An 18,417-nucleotide genomic window follows, 5' to 3' on the forward strand; every position below is an offset into this window, starting at 1 on the left:
CCTTCCGACGATCCAGATGCGATGCCCAGACAACATCCAGGCGTCGTGAAGGTTCCGCGAGTGAGGCATCGAGTTGGAGCCGGAGTTTGCAACACACGGTGAGCAGACGGACAAGAGATGACCTCTTGTAGGTCACAACGACAACACCAGTGGTGGGGACGTTCACGTCGGTGGACAGCCGTATCGGGATTCCCAGCAGCCTTGATAGGCGGGCGTAGGTGGTGCACCGCGTCTTTCAGGTGCGCAAGCGTGGCGATTCGCCGGCATGACCCGCCGTATCACCCGCGGCAAACCGGCACGCCGTCAAGCCCGCCGCACCTGCACCTGGACCTGATCAACCCCATCTCAAACACGCTTTAAGATCAAAAAGGGTGTTGAACGGTCGGGACGATGAGGCGGACGGGTTCGATGGTTTCGAGGTTCCCGATGGGTGAACCGCTCCAGGAGCTCAGTGGAGCAACCACTTTGTGGATCGTCGGTGTCAACCTTGATCTCATCTCGGGTTACACACTGTCGGGTGGCAGTGACCCGGACCGGTTCCTAACGGTGGGCGGCAGGCTCGTCCTCACTCCGACCGTCGAGGAACTGATTGAGGAACTCCCGGACTCAGGACAGCATTCGTTCCAGGACGATGAGCAACTCCTGACGTTCCGCCGGAAGGCGAAGCGAGCCTACGCACCTGATGCAACAGGAGGCGACGAGAGCGGATTGTACGATTTTGCCGCCACCCTGCGCGCGATTCGGGAGCGAGAGGTGCTGTACGCGCCGAATTCCGGAATGGCGGCCGATTGCCTCGGAGCCGCTCTGGATCTCGGCCGGCAGTACGGCGAGGACTCCCTCGGCTATCGATTAGCTCGCTTCGGCACCCTGGACCTGCTGTACCGGGCGGTCTGGGGTGAGCTGGAGGAGGAGGATCTCGACTACGTCGAGATTGAGGCCGCGTTCACGCGGCTGATCGACTGGATCGAAAGCACCGCCAGGTAGCGGAAACGGCAGGGTGGCCGGAACCTTCGGCCACCCTGCCGTCCTGATCTCCTGGCGTGCCCTGGTGTCACGGCCCCTTGCTGCCGCTGAGTCCACTGTTTCCCGGTGGGCTCAGCGGCAGCGACGTGCTGCAGGCGGGTGTGGGTGTCGCCGTTGCGATGAGCGGCGCGCCCCGCTACCACCCCCGCCCCGCTGCCCACGCTCAGGTGCGACATTGCGCGATCATCGGCTGTCGCCACGGCATCACAACTTCCGGATCGCGTTCCTGATCACGGCCGTCGCTGCGGCTTTGGGGTGGGGTTGGCCGCAGCGCGGGGCCGGTCCGGACGGTGACACCGCCCGGACCGGCCCCGCGCGACGACGCTCAACCGTCCAGGTCGCGCCGCGCCTGGGTGGCGGCGTCGAGGATCGCCTGCCGCTGTTCCTCGGTGTGCCGGCCGGCGGTGACCCACTCGGCCGAAACCTGCCGCACACGGTGGAGGAAGTGCCCGTGGCTGGCGAACGGTGCCTCGGCCCAGACCCGGTCGAGGAAGGTCTCGCCGTTCTCGTCGCGTACGCCGTCGTTGGGCACTCCGGACCCGACCGTGCCGAAGACCACATCGGGCTCGATCCGCTTGACGTACGGGTGGTAGGCGTTGAACTCGCCGGGCACCGGGTCGGAGATGTAATACGGCGCCAGCGTGTAGCCGTGCGTGGTGAAGCGCATCGGCACGTCGGTCGATTGGATCGAACTGGCCAGATCGCCGTTGAGCTTGAGGTCGCGATAGAAGCTGAACTCGCGGTAGCTCGGCGTCGCGTCGCGGACCACCATCAGGGTCGGGCCATACATGATCGACTGGACCGACTTGTCGTCGAGGGCCTTCTCCACCCGGAAGCTCATCGGCATGTCGATGTCGATCGTGTCGCCGCGGTTCCAGCGCCGGTCGAGGGTGACGTAGCTGCCGGGCTCGGCCTCCAGCCGCTGGCCGCGCCCGTTGACCCGTACCGTGTAGCCCTGCGTCGCCCACGCCGGCACCCGCAGCCGGACCTTCAACCGCCCGCCGCCCTGCTCGAAGCGGAGCCGGCTCGACCCCTCGGTCGGGTACCGCGTCTCCTGGGTGATGACAAAGCCCCGGTCGCGCCAGGTGAGGGTCGAGGCGATGAAGAGGTTGACATAGAGCGTCGACTCGTCGGCCGAATGGAAATAGATGGTCTCCTGGTACTTGGTGTGGCTCTCCAGGCCGGTGCCGTTGCAGCAACTGCCGTTGCTGCCGTACCGGCTGTATTCGACGGTGTTGCCGATCCGGCGGGAGCGGCCCGGCCACATGTTCTGGTGGTACGTCACCTCCGTGCTGGTCACGCTGTCCACGTCCCGCCGCGAGCTGAGGATCTGGTTGTGCAGGGCCTTCTCGTAGAAGTCCATGTAGGCCGGATCCGGGTCGTGGAAGAAAAGGTTCCGGGTCAGCCGCAGCATGTTGTAGGCGCAGCAGGTCTCGGCGTGTCTCGGGTCCGACGATGAGGTGAATCCGGCGGTGATGACGCCGCGCGGGCCGAAGTGTTCGCTCCGGCCGGCGCCGCCGTTGCTGAAGGTGCGGTGCGGCACCACCATCGACCAGAAGTGCTTGGCCGCGACGTGGAAGTCCCGGTCCCCGGTCCGCTCGAAGATCCGCAGGTAGCCGATGTTCGGCGCCATGTACTGGTTGGCGTGGCGCCCGTTGAGCTCGTCCCGCTCAGCAAGGGAGGCGTCGAACAGGGTGGTGAAGGTGAAAGCCTTCGCCGTCGCCAGGTACTGCGCCCGCTTCTTGGAGCCGTGGGCCAGCGCCGAGAGTTCCGCCATCACCTCGTTCATCGACCCGGCCTCGCCCGCGCTGTAGATGTTCCACATTCGATCTAGCTCATCCTGGCTGTACCGGCTGAGCCGCTGGTAGGCCCAGTCGCCCATCCGGAAGGCGATGTCGAGGGCCTCCTCGTTGCCGGTCAGGTGGTACGCGTTGAGCAGCCCTCGCATGATCTTGTGGCAGGTGTACCAGACCGCCCAGACCGCGTTCGGCCCGCTGTTGGGCTGCAGTGTCGGCGGCTCGAGGCGGCTGAACTGGCCCTCCGGGAACGCGGCCAGGAAACCGCGGTAGCTGGTGCCGATGATCCTCGCGTCCCGCCGGTTGCCCGAGTGGTCGCTTGCGGTCTCGCCGTCGGTGTCGAAGCGGTACCAGGCGACCAGGTCCGCCGGGGACGCGGCCGGGGCCGACGCCTGTTCAGCGGCGAGCGCCTGCACCTCGGTCCCGCTCAGCGCCCGACGATAGATCCGGAAGTCGTCGACCGACGTGTTCAGCAGCGGATCGTTGTTGCTCTGCCCGCGCCCGATCCAGTTGTTGCCGGTCGCACCGAGGCTCGCCGGGGTGAGCGTGATGGCGGCCGTGCCGGCCTCGACCCCGTCGACGTAGAGCCGACCGGTGCCGTCCGCGGCGGAGAGGGTGACCGCGACGTGCGCCCACTGACCGACTGGGACGGGAACGTTGTCGCCGGTGATCCGCTGCTCGGCGCTGGTGCCGCTGTTGGTGATCGCGAAACGCGGACCGGGGTTGGTCGCCGAGACCCGCGCGGTCAGCGAGAGGTGGACGTTGGCACCCGTGCCGAAGCTGAAGATCTTGGCGTTGTTCTGCGCCGCCACGAGGTTCACCCAGGCCGTGATGGTGACGTCCGCGACGTCCGCCAGGATGCCCGCGGGCAGCAGGACGTACTGGTTGGGGTGCGGGTCGCTGAGCCGTACCGCCTTGCCCGAACGGCCCGGCACCCGACCCACCGGCCGGGCGTCCAGCGCCCGTTGACACTTGCCCAGTTCCTCGACCAGGTAGTCCAGCTTGTCGAGGAAGACCTCCTCGCCGGTGTCGGCCCAACATTGCGACAGCATCGTCAGGTAGTGGCCGGTGAAGTGGCCGCGCAGCAGGTGGTTTGGGGTGTCCCAACCGCCCGGCCAGGTCCCGGGAGCGGACAGGCCGGCGTTGACCCGGAACAGGTGCAGCATGCGGTCCGGCCCGTCGAAAACACCGCCGGTGCCGGGGTAGTTCCGGGCGTAGTTGAGCATCCGGTCGCGCTTCTGCCGGAAGATGCCGTCGCGCAGAGCGACCTGGTTCAGCGCGAAGGGCTTGACCCGCCAGTTGGCGGCCTCCCAGCCCGGCCGTGGGTGTTTGCTTCCGGCGCCGCCTCGGTCGCCGGGGGTACCGCGCGAACCGATTGCGGGCGCGGTTGGCGCGAGGGTCATCGCGGCCGGGGCGGCGGCCGCCAATGCGCCAATGCGCAACAGGTTCCGCCGGGAGAATTGCTTGCTCACGTCACTCTCCTTGTTCTGGGCTGTGACCAGCTCGCTGGCCGGGACGGGACATACCGGCCACCCCGCCGCCAGAAAGGAAATGTTCGCGCTAACATCGCGGCGCATTGGGTGACGGCTTGGCAGACGATGGCGGGGAATTAGCTCAGGCGGGACGGAGTCTTGCCGGTGGTGAGAGCGCTACTGCCGTGCGTGCTCCCCATGTTAGCGATCACTTGGACACGGTCAAGAGGTCTGTGCGCGTCGATGGCCCCGCCCGTCGTTGCCACCCCACCCCGACGGCACCGAATTTGTCCACACCGGAACCGACGGCTTCCGCCTGGCCCCCGGGGGCCGGCCGGCCCCCGGGCGGCTTCACCGCACTGGGTGCGAACGAGACGCCGGTGCACACCTGCGACATCGCCAGGGACTGGGATCAGCTGGAGTCCACCGCATCTCTCTTGCGAAGGGTTCGGACTTCGGAGGGCGGCGGCGTTGCATTCCGCGCGGTGGCCTCGGGCCTGCCATCGGCCAGGGCACCCGAAGGCCGGTAGAGGAGGCCGAGTCCGCTCAGGACCAAGGCGAGCAGGGTGACCACCATGACGATGCTGGCCAGCCGCCGGCTGGAGTTGAGGTCTCCGCCGTGAGCCGGCGGTAAGGGGTGGGTCCGCCGCCTGACCACCCTCTCGCACCTCCCATCGGAGTGAGCCGGCGGGATCGGGATGGCCCGGTGTCTGGTGACCGAACCCTCCCGGATCCCTCGTCGGCTCTCCCGGCGGCCCGCTTATGCGCAGGTCACCCGAGCCTCGCCCCAGTCGGCGTGGTCGAAGTTCCTACCGTCCCCACCGTCGGTGACCTTCAAGGTCACCATGCGCACTCCGCTGACGTCGACGCCGAGCGGGCGCGCGCCATCGGCGCGCCGGACGACCCCGGTGTCGGCGAGTTGCCGACCGTCGCCGAAGACCTGGAACGCGACCGAGCCGGACTGGGTGACCTCGTCGTCGATGCCGACCTCGGCCTGCAACTGGCTGCACGCGCCGCCCAGCCACACGGTGACCTCGCTGGGCGCGTGAGTGCCGATGCCCTTGGCGTACGTCGTGCCGCCGATGGCCAGCGTCTGCCCGTCGCCGGCGTCCATCTTCCCGTTGGACCGGTCCCGTTCGACCGGCCCCCATCCGTTGCTCTTACTCAGGAAGGGCAGGTCGCTGACGTACGCGGTTCCGCTCGGATTCGCCGGCGGAACGAACACCCGTACCGCTTCCTCGACATGCACCGGGCGCCGCTCCGGATCATCCGAGAAGCGGTAGGTGGCGACGACCGGGACATCCATGTACCCGGGAGCCGCGTCCGCCGCGGCGGTGACCGTCCACGCGCCGCTGACCGACTCGCCGGCCCGCATGCGCTTCGCCGACACCGTCGCACCGCTGGCACTCCAGCCCGCGGGCGGGGTCACCCGCAGTTCGACGTCACGGATTGGCTCGCCCGCGGGGAGGGTGAAGGTGCCGCGTACGTCGATGGTGCTGCCCGGTCGCGTTTCCGCCTGAGTGGGCGTCACCCCGAGATTCGTCTGCGGCACCCTGTCGGGTTCCAAAACCCTGTCACTTGGTCTGAGCTGGGCTTTCTACGCGGCTCGTTCGTACTCGTTGATCAGCCCGCCGAGGACGGGCCGGCGTTTGATCCGCTGGTGGGTCAGGTCAACGACGGGATGGTCGGAGCGTGGGGGCTGCAGCTGCAGTGCCCGGTGGGGGCGCCGACCGTTGTATTGACGGGCGTATTCGTTGAGTGTTCGGCGTAGGTGCCGTTCACCGAAGATGAGGATGCGGTCGGTCACCTCGGTGCGGGCGGTGAGGACGAACCTTTCCGCGTAGGCGTTGGCTCGCGGGCAGCGTGGTGGGATCTTGCACACGGTGATGCCGGTGTCGGCCAGGACGGTGTCGAAGGCGGTGGTGAACTGCCCGGCCCGGTCACGGATGAGGATCTTGAAATGGTCGGCGCGGTCGCCGAGGTCCATGTGTAGGTTGCGGGCCTGTTGGGCGGTCCATGGCCCGTCTGGGTTGGCGGTGATGCCGAGGATGTGGACGTAGCGGTTGCCGACTTCGATGACGAAGAAGACGTACAGGCGCTTCAGGGTGAGCGCGCAGTCCACATGAAAGAAGTCGCAGGCGAGGTTGGTCGATGCCTGCGTGCGGAGGAAGCGTCGCCAGGTGGTGTGGTCGCGGCGTACCGGCGCTGGTGGTATGTCAAGCCGTTTGAGGATCCGGCGGATCGTGGAGGCGCCGGTCCGGTGGCCGAGGCCGAGCAGTTCACCTTGGATTCTTTGGTAGCCCCAGCCGGGGTTGTCCCGGGCCATCTGCACGATTAGAGCGGCAACAGTTGGGTCGATTGGTGGGCGTCCTGGCTGGTTCGGGTAGGTCCAGTGTCGGGCGACCAGCCGCCGGTGCCACCGCATGACCGTGGCTGGGGTGACGAGCCGGTGCACCTTCAACGCTCGGGGCAGGAGCTTGATCAGGGCGGCGAGCACGGCACGGTCGGCCCAGTCCAGACGCGGTGTGGGGTTCTGCCGTCGGAGGACCGCGTTCTCGTGACGGAGAACCAAGATCTCCACATCTTTGGCTGCGGTGGTGCAGGCGAGGAGAGCCAGCCAGCCGGCGATCCGGCAGAACACGAGGTAGATCAGTCGGGGGGCCATGAGTAACGATGGTGGCTGGCATCGCTGCTAGGCAATACATCCGGCCAGGTCAGCTGCGGTGGCAGGGTTTTGGAACCCCGCACCGGTCGCGGCGGAGATCATCGCCGGGCGGCCGCCGCAGATCGCGATGGTCACGGCCATGGTGAACGAGGCGAACAGCCCCACCCGCGGGTCGACCCCGGCCAGGATCGAGAAGGAGATCGCCTCCGGGATCAGGGCCAGGGCGACGACCAGGCCGGCGAGGACCTCGGTACGGAACACCTTCGGCGACAGCCAGGACGGACGGGACAGACGCGGCCGGACGACCGGGGCGTACGGCGAAGGCCACGGTCGCCGACATCAGCGCCCGACTGGCTGGGTAGCCCCGGGACGGATCCGCCGCCCGAGGCCCGGGTGAGCTGACCGGACCCCGGACGGCGCCGGTCAGGCGAGGGCGGCGAGGTAGCGCTCGGCATCGAGGGCGGCGGCACAGCCGGTGCCGGCGGCGGTGATGGCTTGGCGGTAGGTGTGGTCGACGAGGTCGCCGGCGGCGAACACGCCGGGCAGGTTGGTGCGGGTGCCGGGGGAGTCGACGGTGACGTAACCGTCACCGTCGAGGGTGACCTGGCCGCGGAACAGCTCGCTGCGCGGGTCGTGGCCGATGGCGACGAACACGCCGGTGACGTGCAGGACGCGGGTCTGGCCGGTGTGGACGTCCCGTAGCCGGGCCGCGGCGACGGCGCCGTTGTGGCCGAGGATCTCCTCGACGACGCTGTTCCACGCCACCTTGATCTTGTCGTTGCTCAGCGCCCGGTCGGTCATGATCTGGCTGGCGCGGAAGATGTCGCGGCGGTGGATGATGGTGACGCTGCGGGCGAAGCGGGTGAGGAACGTGGCCTCTTCCATGGCGGTGTCGCCGCCGCCGACCACGGCGATGTCCTGGTTCCGGAAGAAGAACCCGTCGCAGGTGGCGCAGGAGGCCACGCCGTGGCCGAGGGGCCCAACGCCATTCAGCGCCGTTCGACGCGCCCCGCTGCTCCCGCTCTGCCCCCTGCCACCATTCGCCGCGGACACCGGAAGCCGTTTACCGACGAAAGCTCCACCAACGGATCAGCCGCTTCGGCGGTTACCCCACTGGCGCGGGCTCTGGACCGAGCCCTGGCCGCCGGGGCGCTGACCCTTTCCATACGGTTGAGGCGAGGCCACCTTGCCCTTCGCGCGTCGGGCAGCCCGATTTGCGTAAACGGCAACCTCGTCGGTCTCGGTCTCGGCCGTGGTTGGCCTGCCGGCATCCTCGGCGTGGACGTCTTGAGCCGGCTCAGGCTCCAGCATCGGTATCTCCCTGGATTCGTGGGGTGCCCTGCGGACCGTCGCCAGCCGGCGGACGCGGACCGCTCGACGCCGGTGGGGGCACCTTGACGATATCGCAAGGCCGAGCCCCGTCCGATCGACGGTCCGTAGGCCCAGCGCGGGTGGCGACCGCCGTTAGATCTGCGGCAGCCGATACGCGACGGAGAGCTGGCCGGAGGGGCCACCCAACGCCCGACTGATCTTCAACTGCCGAGCACACCGCCGCCGAATGGGTCGACTGGTACAACAACCAGCGCCTGCACTCCGCGACCGGCCACGTCCCACCCACCGAATACGAATCGATGTTCCACGCTCAACACCGGCCCTCGCGAGGTGGTTGGAGCCAACAGCTGAGGTCTCCACAGCACCCGGGGCGCTTCAATTCGACCGATTCGGCAGCGGGTGGCGGTAGTTTCTGTGACCCTGGCCTCGTGGGCACAGCACCCGGGGGTGAGGCCGTCGAGTTGCGGGTGCACGGGGTGTACGGCGCGTCGGCGGAGACGATCCTCGACCAACCGATCGTGGTGCGTGTCGCCGGGGACCGGCACGCCGGGTTCTACCGCACCCGGCCGGGGACCGGCACGGCCGGCGGCGCCACGGCCGGGGTCGCGGTCGAGGCGTACCGCTGGGGTGCCCTGACGGCCGGTGCGGCGGTGCGCACGGCCTCGATGCTGCTGCTGTTGCCGTTCATGCTGGGCAACCTCGCGATCTGGCTGCGCCCGACGTCGAACGACCGGCTGGGCCTGCTCGGCGCGTTGTGTCGCCTGCTCGCCGGCACCCTCACCGTGGCGTTCACGCTCGCGGTCGTCGGGGTCACGCTGAACCTCGTCGGCTGGCAATGCGTGCCCTACGTCGAGTGCCGGGCTGATCGCCCGTACCTGTCCTGGCTCGCCGCGATGCCGATAGGTCCCCGCCTGGCCCTGCTGTCGCTGATCCCCCTGCTCGCGCTGCGCGTGATCTGGGCGATCGGCGCACGGTCGGCGCGGGCGCTCGAGGGTTTCGACCCGACACCGGGGGAGCCGAAGTCATCGGAGAGGACCGAGAGCCTGTCCACGCCCGGGTTCTGGCACGACGAGTGGGTGACGTCCTGGCTGCGCCAGATCCACGTCGGGATCGGCGCCGGCACGCTGGACGCCAGCCTCCTGGCCGGCGTGTCCGACGGCGGACGGAATCCACTCGGCCCGCTGCTGTTCGCCGCCGCCGCCCTGGTGGTGTTCTGCGCGGTACTGCTCTGCCTGCCCGTGCCGGCGAGCCGGGCGCGGGCCCGTCGCGTCGCGCGCCCGCTGTGGGTGATCACCGCCGTGGTGACCGCTCTGAGCCTCAGCTACGCCGCCCTCACCCGATCGGTTCGGCCCACCGCCGGGCAGCTGCCCGGCTACGAGGCCGCCGCCGCCGGCCTGACGGCGGCCCAAGGCGTCCTGCTCGTCACGATCGCCGTCGTCACGCTCGCACGAGCGCGGGCGAACCCGACCGGGGCCCCGCCCTTTCTGCGCGGGCTCGGCACGCCGATCGTGGCGGCGCTGTCAGTCAGTGTCGCTGCGGCATTCACCGCCACGCTGGTCTTCCGGGTCGCCGACCACCTTGACCGCGGCAACATCCCCGACCCGATCCGGCCGAACCCACCTGCCATCGGTCCCCTCGAACCACCCGTCGCGTACTGGTGGGCGGCGCTCGCCGGACTTACCGCGCTGCTGATCGTCTCCGCGGCAGCCGTCGCCACGCTCCTGCTCAGCCGTCGGCGGCGACGCGCCCTGGCGCAGCGCGTAATCGCACACGATTTTCCCCAGGTCCCCCCACATGCGGCGCGTCGGCTCCACGCCGTACGCGAGACCGTCGCCAAGTCCCACCTAACCGAGGAACTCGGCCCGATGCTCGTCGCGTTCTTCCTGATCTCCTCGCTCGGCCTGGCCACCATCGCCCTCGACCTGATCGGGATCGGGCCCACCCAGCTCGCCGCCCAACTCAGCGGGACACGCGGCGGAACTGCGCTGCTCGCCGCGTACGTCACGGACGCCGGGGTCTGGGTCATCAGCCTGCTCGTGATCGGCCTCGTGATCCTCGGATACCGCTCATACCGATCCACCGAGACCCGACGCCTCGTGGCGGTCCTATGGGATGTGGGCACCTTCTGGCCGCGCACCGTCCACCCGTTCGCACCCCCCTGCTACGCCGCCCGAGCCGTGCCCGAACTGACCAAACGGGTCACCGCCCTCGCCGCACAAGGCCCAGTCGTCATCTCCGCGCACAGCCACGGCTCCGTCCTCGCCGCAGCCACCGTCCTGCAACTGCCACCTGCCGCCCTGCGCAGAGTGGCGCTGCTGACCCACGGCAGCCCACTGCGCCGCATCTACGCCCGCCTCTACCCTGCCTACCTCGGCGAGCACGTTCTGCGCGACATCGGCGAACGCCTCGACTGGCGATGGCACAACCTCTGGCGAGACACCGACCCGATCGGCGGACCCATCTTCGACCACCACCGCGGCGCCCAGCGGCCATGCGACAACCCGGCCGCCAGCTCGGTCGATGTCCGACTCCGCGACCCCCGCGCCCTCACCATCGACCCAGCGGACACCGTCCCACCGCCGGTCGAACGCCACTGGCCCTACCACACCGACCCCCACTACCGGGCCGCCATACAGGAGCTCGTCGACCGAACCAACCACCACGGCACCGAACACGGTCTTGAGATGCATGAGCTCACCGCAGCACTGACGCCGCTGCCGCAGGAGCCGGTCGTCTTGCCGACCCGCACCCGCGAAAGCCCCGACTCTTCGCCGGCGGCGTCGCCGAACATGCGTGGACCTTCCTTCACGCGCCGCGTCGCCGTTTGGTGGCGATTTTGTTGGCCACGGCGTCGGCGGCTTCCCGGTGCAGCCGCTTGACCACGCTTTGGGTAGGTGCTCGGGTGAGTGAACCCCTGTTCTCCCAGCCCAGGACCGCACCCGGAGCACACGAACCCCGGTTTGCGACCGACGGTCGGCCACGATGACCCGCGCTGGCATCGGTTGACCCGGATTGACATCCGCTGGAGGCACAAACCGCGCCCATCACGCAAGATCATGTGTGCGGCCCGCTCCACCGGTCCGGGAGCCGCCCGCCAGCAGGAGCGCGCCTTGGCGGCAACCCTCCGCGGGCTTCGAGCGCTGGCTCAGGTCACGACGCGGACACCGGGCCAGCGTTCGGCGGGGCGGTAGCGGGCGAGTCGTTGCCGGGAGATCTCCGGGCTGACCCTGGTTAGGTTGCGCCGCCACACCCCGTCGAGCAGGTCGTCGAGGCCGTGCGGTGCGCAGACCACGATCTGGTCGTGCGCGTCGAGGCGTACCGCCACGGCGGTGGCGTACTCGGGCCAGGTGGCGACCTCGTCGGCGATGGTGCGCAACGGGGGCGCCGGGCCGCCGCCGAACTTCGCGGGATCCTGCAGTGCGGCGAGCAACCAATCGTGACGACGTGGGCCATGGTCGGCAAGTTCTCGCCCGGTCGACTCGGGGCGCTCCTCAGCCAGGCAATGATCCTTGAGGGTGGCGGGTCGCTGTTGGCGATGGTGCTGGCATCGACGCGTAAGCAGCTCGTTGTGCTCACGAACGGTCGGCTGATATTCCTTTCGCAGACGCAGTTGAGCTCGTAGGCCTCGGTTGGCGGGTAACCGCGTATCCGGATCTGCCGCGTTGCGCGTGCGTCGCCGCCGGTTTCTCACACCTGGGCGTGGGCTTCAGGCGCGCATGACGGTGGCGATCGGGATGCGGGCGGCGCGGATGGCGGGGATGAGGCCGCCGAGCAGTCCGCCGACCAGGCCGGCGATGACTCCAGGCTGTCCAGGACCCGCCACCCGGTCGCGTCCGATGCGACCTGCCCAAACAATGCGGGCTGATGGCGTAGCACGCTCAGATCGGCGATCGCTTCGCCGCCGTCGGCGAGCATCACCGCCAGATCGACGGCGACCCGGCCCGGCTCATGGACCGGGCGTCGCTGCCGCAACCCGGCCAGCGCATCAGCAAAACCGCTGGCCACCCCAGTCACCTCGGCGATGTCGGCCAGCAGGCGGGCACCAGCGTGACCGACCACGCCCCGACCCCCACCAGAGACCGCAAGCTTGGGACGCATGCCGGTACGCTGCACCTTGAAAGTGCCTTCCGTGATGGACGGATGAGACCCTAAGGGACGTCTCGTAACCCCGGTGTCTGTCCGCTGAGGACGATCATCAAGGATGCCTGGGGTGCAGGTGATCACCGCGGCGCACCCTGAGTGGATCTTCCCGTTCACGGGGCTGCAGCCCGCCCAGTTCCGCAAGCTGGTCCGTCTGGTCACCGAGCGGGGCGGTGCCACGATCGCTGATGGCCGGCCCGGCCGGCAGTGGGCCCTGGACCTCGCCGACCGGGTGCTGCTGGTGGCGACCTATTGGCGCACGAACCTGACGATGCGCCAGATCGGCCCGCTGTTCGGGGTGTCGCACTCGGCAGCGCACCGGGTCATCGACGCCCTCGGCCCGCTGCTGGCACTGGCGCCGGTGCGCCGGCGGCCGGTCGAGCAGATCGCCATCGTCGACGGCACCCTGATTCCCACCCGCGACCACCGCCGGGCCGCCCGGTGCAAAAACTACCGGTACTCGACGAATCTGCAGGTCGCCATCGACGCCTCCACCCGCCTGGTCATCGCCGTCGGCGACCCACAGCCCGGCAACCGCAACGACACGATCGTCTACCGCAGCTCAGGGATCGAAGAGAAGCTGGACGGGCGGCCGGTGATGGCCGACGGCGGCTACCGCGGCAACCCCGACGTGATCATCCCGTACCGCAAGCCCGCCGACGGCAGTGACCTGCCGGACTGGAAGCAAGCCCTGAACGTCGAACACCGGACCGTTCGAGCAGGGGTCGAACATGCCCTGGCCAGGATGAAGTGCTTCAAGATCCTACGCGACTACCGCCGCGCCGCCCACACATTGGCCGACGCCGCTTCCGGCATCGCCAACCTCCACAACATCATCCTCGCCGGCTGACCACCGGGCCCGTGCCGGGCAACACCTTCACCCAGTTACGAGACGTCCCTTACGACCTCGTGCGTGATTGGCCGGGGCACCTACCTGCGGCGAAGGAAGTCCTTTCATCGACTGTGAGGTGTGGCTCGTACGGCTTTGAGCGGCCTGGTCGTGTTCTCGGTGCGGTCGGTGTGCTGATGGTCGGAGAGTAGGCCGGCGATGGCGCGGATGGTGGCGTCGAGGTGTTCGCGTCGACCGTGGTAGCGGCCCAGGATCCGCCAGTTCTTGAGGTGTCCGATGACGTGCTCGACGCGGATGCGCTGTGAGGAGTGCCGTTTGCGGGCTGCCGCGTGCGCGGCGATGACGCTCGGCGGCAGCGAAGTCTGGCGTTTACGTGGCTTGGGCCTGGGGGTGATCACGGCGCCGGCGGTGTCGGCACCGAGTCCTTGGTAGCCGGCGTCGGCGAGGACCTGAACCCCGACCGGTGCGTGCAGGAGGAGGTTGACGAGCCCCGCGGTCCGGGCCAGGGTGAGGTCGTGCATCGAGCCCGCACGGGTCTCGCCGCAGAACAACAGCCTGCCGATCGGATCGCAGATCACGAGAGCTTTCATCGTGTTGAGCCGGGCCTTGCCGGACACGAACCGGTCCCTACCCGCCCGGCCCGCGATCGGCCGGCGCACCCGCACCTCGGTCGCGTCCATCAACGCCCGAGGGTGGTGCCCGAGGTACGCCACCACGTCGGCGAGGGTGCGTAGCCGGACACCGTCATGCACCCTGCAACCACGCTCGGCCAGCAACGGCCGCACCTGCGCGACGCTGCGCGTGATCGTCGAGCGGTGCACCCCGAACCAGGCCGCCACCACATCGTGGGTCAACCCGTGCCGCAGATGCACCAGCGTGGCCACCAGCCGATCCGGGAACCCGAACCGGTACCTCGCGCCGGCGCCGATGCGGCGACGACGCGCTCGCGCAGCGAGCCGGTCACGATGCTGGGCTTGCCACCGCGGCGCCAGCTCCGCGACCAAGCCCTCAATCACCTGCCGGGACAGCCCTGTCATCCGACGATCCGTCATGATCGCAGCACCAACCATGGCACGATCATCGATGCTCAAGCATCTACAACCGTGCACGAGGTCGTTAGATGAACGCGAGAGGTATCCGGGTGCTCCGGACGTGACCGGCAGGTGAAAGTTCACCGGGAGCGACCTGGGTCACAACAAACGAATCCGCTCGGGCGCCGCACACTGTGCTGAGCGCAGTGCGGAGGGAAAGCCCGTCCCTCATGCCTCATGCGCACGGCGGCGGCCGCGAACCGCCGGATCACCAGCGGGTACGGATGTGCCAGCGGGTGCGGTACACCGGTTGCCCCCAGTGTGGGATGAAGGCGACCGCCATCATTCCAACGGTCATGACAGCGGCGACCAGGATCGGTGGCAGCCCCCCCGCCATCGGCGCCGCCAGCGACAGGACTACCACGCCGAGCGGCAGCCGCCACAGCATCGCCCGGAACACCACCAGCGCGTACACGGTGCGGCCGGTGAGGAACACCAGCGGACCGGCGACCACGATGGCCAGCTCCGTGGGGCTGGTCTCCCCGACGGGGTCTCTGGCGACTATGTCACCACCGGCGGCGACCAACACCACACCGGCGACCATGACCAGATGCGCGTACGCCGCGACCAGCGCGATCCGGCCGGGACTGTTGGCCATGTCGATCCCGGTAGCGAGATAGCCGGCGACGTAGACGATGTAGATCCGCCACATCGTCACCGTCATGACGAAGAGCAGGACCACTCCCGCCGTCCGCAGCGACACGAACGGGGGGTCGCCGTACAGCCGCACTCCGACGAGGGTGATCTCACCCAGGGTGACGATGAACATCTGCCGGTAGCGTTCCGCCAGGTGCTCACCGCCCACCCGGAGTTCCTCCGGGCCTGAACGGCCGAGCCGGGGCAGTGGATACCCGAAGAGGCCGACCGCGTAGTCCGTCGTGATCGCCACCGCCCAGAGCACCAGCCGGATCGGGCTGGGCAGGAACGCGCCGACCAGCCACAGCACGCCGGTCAGACAGAACCAGACGAGTACCCGCATGGACCGCTTTCGAAGCGCGTGACCCCGCAGGGCGGTGATGAGGATGAACCCGCGATACAGGTGCAGACCCACGTACGCCCCAGCGAAGACGATCCCGTTGACCCCCTCGAACGCGCTGCTGATCGCCAGCGACATCAGCAGTCCGCCGAACAGCACGCCGAGGACGATCAACTGGACCAACGGCAGGCTGGGGTCGTACCAGTCGGTGGTGTAAGCGGTGACCGTCCAGACCCACCAGATCGCGGCGAGCAGCACCACTGTTTCCAGCGCGTGATTCCAGCCGAGGTCGCCGGACAGCCGCTCGGACAGCCGCATGAGCGCGACGATGAGGCCCAGGTCGAAGAGGAGTTCCAGGTAGGAGATCCGGCGGGGAGTGTCCTGACCGCGCAGAATCCACCCCGACCGCGCCTGCTCCACCGCCCCCGATCCTCCGGACAATCCTGCCCAGACTTCGTATCACGCCGGGGGCAGCAGGATGGGGCATTGCCGCACAACCCAGCCCCTGGCTGAGCCCTAGCGTTCCCAGGCTCGTGGTGCGGTCCAGTGACGGAGCATGGCGACGATGCGGAACAGGAACACGAGCACCGCCGCGCAGGTGGCGATGACGGGCATCGGCAGGTCGAGCTGGTGTGCACCAGCAACGATCACCGCACCGGCCGCTGCCGGGATCGAGTAAAGATCCGTGTCAACCTGGACCAGCGCCGGCGTCTCTCGAGCGGTGATGTCACGCAGCACTCCACCGCCGACCGCGGTGGTGATCCCGAGCAACACCGCCTGGATCGAACCGAGGTGGAATTCGAGGGCCTTCAGGGTGCCGGTGACGCAGAACAGCCCCAGTCCTGCGGCGTCGAAGACGAGCACGGTGAAGTTCAGCCGCTGCGCCAGGGGGTGGACGAAGAAGGTCACGCCCACAGCGATCAGCGGGATCACCAGATAATTCACGTTCGTGAAGGCGGCCGGCGGAGAGTCCCCTATGATCAGGTCGCGTAGGAGACCGCCACCGAGCGCGGTCAGCATCGCCAGAACCACAATTCCCACGACGTCGAAGCGTTTGTGGATGGCCATCAAAGCTCCGGACGTGGCGAATACGTAGAGACCAACCAACTCAAGGATGTTGACGACCGCGCCTGCTGACATCTCCATAGCATCGCCGCGCCGACCGGGTGCTGGCGCTGCGCGATCGCTGCCTGAGACCGGCAAGGCCGCAGCCCTCGGCCATCGACCCCGGCTTGAGCTCAGCCGGCCACGGTGGCCCGTACCACGTCGAATGGGCCGGCCTCACCGTGCAGGCCGGCCTCCTGCAGTTCGGCGAGCAGGCCGGCCACGGACGTCAGGTGCCACGGATAGTCGACGGCCGTCTTCGACTAGGTGGCGGAGCTGGTCGCCGTGCGACAGGCGGAGTTCTCGGCGTAGCGCAGCACTTCCCCGATGAGTCGCCTGGTGGCCTCCCCGTGCAGCATGTAAACGACATGCCGGCCGCGGCGCTGCCGCCGGATCAGCCGGGCGTCCTTGAGGAACCGCAGATGGTGGGCAATGGCCGTCGAATCCGTGGACATGGCCTCCGCCAACGAGGCCGGCGTGTGCTCGCCGCTCTGCAGCAACACGAGGATGTGCAACCGGCGCTCGTACGCCATGCCACGCAGCACGACGATCGCCCGATCCAGCGTGGCCCCCAGGTCCTCAAGGTGTGCGCTGCTCAGGCCTGGACCGCACGGAGCCGGTGACCGCCAGGATCCCGGCTTTGATCAGCCGGGACAGGACCGTGGACAGCGCCAGGACCGCGGTGGCGGTCAGGGTGATGCCCGCGCCGGCGGCGACGTTCCACCGGCTCGACGCGTACAAGCCGCCGAGACCGCTGAGAGCGCCGAACGTGACGGCCAGGGCAGTGATGACGCTCAGCCGGTGGGACCACTGGCGCGCCGCCGCGGCCGGCGCCACGATGAGGGCGAGGGCGAGGATCGTGCCGACGGCCGGGACGATCGTCACGACCACCAGCTGGATGGTGAGCAGCAGCACGACGTCCCAGACACCGGTGGCGAACCCGGCCGCCTGCGCCCCGGTGCGGTCGAAGCCGGTGTGCTGCAGGGGACGGGCGCAGGCCAGCAGGATGGCCGCGACGACGACGAGCGCCACCGCAGTGGTCACCAGGTCCTGCGGGCTGACCGTGAGGATCGATCCGACGAGGAACGATGTCAGGTCCCGGCTGAAGCCGTTCTGGGTGGCGACGAGTCCGGCGCCGAGCGCGAAGCCACCGGAGAGCATGACGCCGGTCGCCGCAGCCGCGTTCTGGCTGCAGCGGCGGCCGAGCGCCGCGACGCCCAGCGCGATGATCGCGCCCGCGACCACGCCGCCGAGGAAGATGTTGATGCCGATGATGGAGGCGGCCACCACCCCGGGGGATGTGGCGTGGGTCAATGCCATGGTGAAGAAGGACATCCGGCGTAGCACGACGTGGACGCCGATGAGTCCGGCGAGCGCGCCGACGAGCAGCACCTCCGCCGTGGCCCGGTGCAGCGCGTCATCCCACCAGTTCATTCCGATCTTCTTCTGCGATCCCCACAGCCCGTGGCAGCGAGGCACGAACGAGAACACTGTGAGTCTGTTGGTGGCCCGGGAGGGTCAGACCGGCAGGCTGGTGCCGGCTGCATGAGGTGACTCTCGAGAACACTGGCCACCGGCAGGTGTGCCTTGCGTTGGACCCGTCCCTCGAGCAGCCGACACCGGCCTGACCCACTCGTCTTGGCTTGATCAGGAGCTTGTCCGCCCGCAGGCGTGACTCCTCACAGTGCTGCCGCGACAGGTGACCTCTCCCAGGTCGGCGTCGACCGCGCTCGCCCTCGGGAAGGACAACCGGATGGTAATGCTGGCAGAGCACTACGACTTCGTCATCGGTGGTGACCCCGACCGCGACACGATCGACCTGGCCATCCTCGACACGGTTACCGGCGGGGTCCGTGGCCACCTCGCCGATCGAGCGGATGGACTCGGTTATCTGCGGCTGTTGGCCTGGGCCCGTGAACACGCGCCCGGCCGTCGGGTCTGGGCGCTGGAGGGCACTGGCAGCTTCGC

Annotated in this window: 14 protein-coding genes and 2 pseudogenes; 4 read left to right on the top strand and 12 right to left on the bottom strand. The window is 68.7% G+C overall.

Features of this window, described 5'->3' with window-relative positions; translation table 11 throughout:
* Positions 1 to 426 precede the first annotated feature (426 nt).
* Positions 427 to 984 carry a hypothetical protein gene (locus ACWD6N_RS31410; RefSeq protein WP_354968804.1) on the top strand — a complete coding sequence of 186 codons (558 nt, stop codon included), beginning with the start codon at positions 427 to 429 and terminating at the stop codon, positions 982 to 984.
* 364 nt (positions 985 to 1,348) lie between these two features.
* Here the strand turns inward: ACWD6N_RS31410 and ACWD6N_RS31415 are convergent, their stop codons facing one another.
* From ACWD6N_RS31415 to ACWD6N_RS31435, 5 genes and pseudogenes are all read right to left on the bottom strand, one after another.
* A complete protein-coding gene (locus ACWD6N_RS31415) occupies positions 1,349 to 4,291 on the bottom strand; it encodes a beta-L-arabinofuranosidase domain-containing protein (RefSeq protein WP_450005738.1) in 2,943 nt (980 codons plus the stop codon).
* Positions 4,292 to 5,051: 760 nt separating this feature from the next.
* The gene (locus tag ACWD6N_RS31420) at positions 5,052 to 5,822 is read right to left on the bottom strand and encodes an NPCBM/NEW2 domain-containing protein (protein WP_450005740.1); all 771 of its coding nucleotides are present in this window, start codon (positions 5,820 to 5,822) and stop codon (positions 5,052 to 5,054) included.
* A gap of 66 nt (positions 5,823 to 5,888) precedes the next feature.
* Positions 5,889 to 6,956, bottom strand: a complete 1,068-nt coding sequence (locus tag ACWD6N_RS31425) for an integrase core domain-containing protein (RefSeq protein ID WP_450005742.1) — start codon at positions 6,954 to 6,956, stop codon at positions 5,889 to 5,891.
* A gap of 78 nt (positions 6,957 to 7,034) precedes the next feature.
* A pseudogene (locus tag ACWD6N_RS31430) lies at positions 7,035 to 7,247 on the bottom strand (SulP family inorganic anion transporter); the annotation flags it as partial.
* Positions 7,248 to 7,379: 132 nt separating this feature from the next.
* Positions 7,380 to 8,009 carry an FAD-dependent oxidoreductase gene (locus tag ACWD6N_RS31435; RefSeq protein ID WP_449939081.1) on the bottom strand — a complete coding sequence of 210 codons (630 nt, stop codon included), beginning with the start codon at positions 8,007 to 8,009 and terminating at the stop codon, positions 7,380 to 7,382.
* A 707-nt stretch (positions 8,010 to 8,716) separates the two neighbouring features.
* Here ACWD6N_RS31435 and ACWD6N_RS31440 point away from each other — a divergent pair.
* Entirely contained in the window at positions 8,717 to 11,167 is a 2,451-nt protein-coding gene (locus ACWD6N_RS31440; RefSeq protein WP_450005744.1) for a hypothetical protein, read from the top strand.
* Between the two features lie 266 nt (positions 11,168 to 11,433).
* Here the strand turns inward: ACWD6N_RS31440 and ACWD6N_RS31445 are convergent, their stop codons facing one another.
* Positions 11,434 to 11,718 (bottom strand): nucleotidyltransferase family protein, encoded by a 285-nt coding sequence (locus ACWD6N_RS31445; protein WP_354968801.1) that lies wholly within the window; start codon positions 11,716 to 11,718, stop codon positions 11,434 to 11,436.
* 362 nt (positions 11,719 to 12,080) lie between these two features.
* A pseudogene (locus ACWD6N_RS31450) lies at positions 12,081 to 12,422 on the bottom strand (IS1380 family transposase); the annotation flags it as partial.
* Between the two features lie 76 nt (positions 12,423 to 12,498).
* Between ACWD6N_RS31450 and ACWD6N_RS31455 the strand changes: the two are divergent.
* Positions 12,499 to 13,278: a transposase family protein gene (locus ACWD6N_RS31455; protein ID WP_450005746.1), complete on the top strand. Its 780-nt coding sequence runs from the start codon at positions 12,499 to 12,501 to the stop codon at positions 13,276 to 13,278.
* A gap of 104 nt (positions 13,279 to 13,382) precedes the next feature.
* On the opposite strand, the gene ACWD6N_RS31460 is transcribed toward ACWD6N_RS31455, so the two are convergent.
* The 5 genes from ACWD6N_RS31460 to ACWD6N_RS31480 form a co-directional block, all read right to left on the bottom strand.
* The gene (locus ACWD6N_RS31460; RefSeq protein ID WP_450005748.1) at positions 13,383 to 14,453 is read right to left on the bottom strand and encodes a transposase family protein; all 1,071 of its coding nucleotides are present in this window, start codon (positions 14,451 to 14,453) and stop codon (positions 13,383 to 13,385) included.
* 124 nt (positions 14,454 to 14,577) lie between these two features.
* Positions 14,578 to 15,765, bottom strand: coding sequence for a low temperature requirement protein A (locus tag ACWD6N_RS31465; protein WP_450005750.1), 1,188 nt, complete (start codon positions 15,763 to 15,765; stop codon positions 14,578 to 14,580).
* Positions 15,766 to 15,861: 96 nt separating this feature from the next.
* Positions 15,862 to 16,485, bottom strand: a complete 624-nt coding sequence (locus ACWD6N_RS31470) for a trimeric intracellular cation channel family protein (protein WP_354968828.1) — start codon at positions 16,483 to 16,485, stop codon at positions 15,862 to 15,864.
* A 227-nt stretch (positions 16,486 to 16,712) separates the two neighbouring features.
* Positions 16,713 to 16,982: a metalloregulator ArsR/SmtB family transcription factor gene (locus ACWD6N_RS31475; RefSeq protein ID WP_354968827.1), complete on the bottom strand. Its 270-nt coding sequence runs from the start codon at positions 16,980 to 16,982 to the stop codon at positions 16,713 to 16,715.
* A 46-nt stretch (positions 16,983 to 17,028) separates the two neighbouring features.
* Positions 17,029 to 17,883 (bottom strand): metal ABC transporter permease, encoded by an 855-nt coding sequence (locus ACWD6N_RS31480; protein WP_450005752.1) that lies wholly within the window; start codon positions 17,881 to 17,883, stop codon positions 17,029 to 17,031.
* Between the two features lie 319 nt (positions 17,884 to 18,202).
* Here ACWD6N_RS31480 and ACWD6N_RS31485 point away from each other — a divergent pair.
* Positions 18,203 to 18,417 (top strand): hypothetical protein (locus ACWD6N_RS31485; protein ID WP_450005753.1); only part of this gene is annotated, 215 nt, incomplete at its 3' end.

This window comes from Micromonospora sp. NPDC005163 (genome assembly GCF_053599835.1).

Coding starts and splice junctions, on each gene's coding strand:
- ACWD6N_RS31410 (WP_354968804.1), top strand. CDS start 427: ATGGGTGAACCGCTCCAGGAGCTCAGTGGAGCAACCACTTTGTGGATC.
- ACWD6N_RS31425 (WP_450005742.1), bottom strand. CDS start 6,956: ATGGCCCCCCGACTGATCTACCTCGTGTTCTGCCGGATCGCCGGCTGG.
- ACWD6N_RS31470 (WP_354968828.1), bottom strand. CDS start 16,485: ATGTCAGCAGGCGCGGTCGTCAACATCCTTGAGTTGGTTGGTCTCTAC.
- ACWD6N_RS31475 (WP_354968827.1), bottom strand. CDS start 16,982: ATGGCGTACGAGCGCCGGTTGCACATCCTCGTGTTGCTGCAGAGCGGC.
- ACWD6N_RS31480 (WP_450005752.1), bottom strand. CDS start 17,883: ATGAACTGGTGGGATGACGCGCTGCACCGGGCCACGGCGGAGGTGCTG.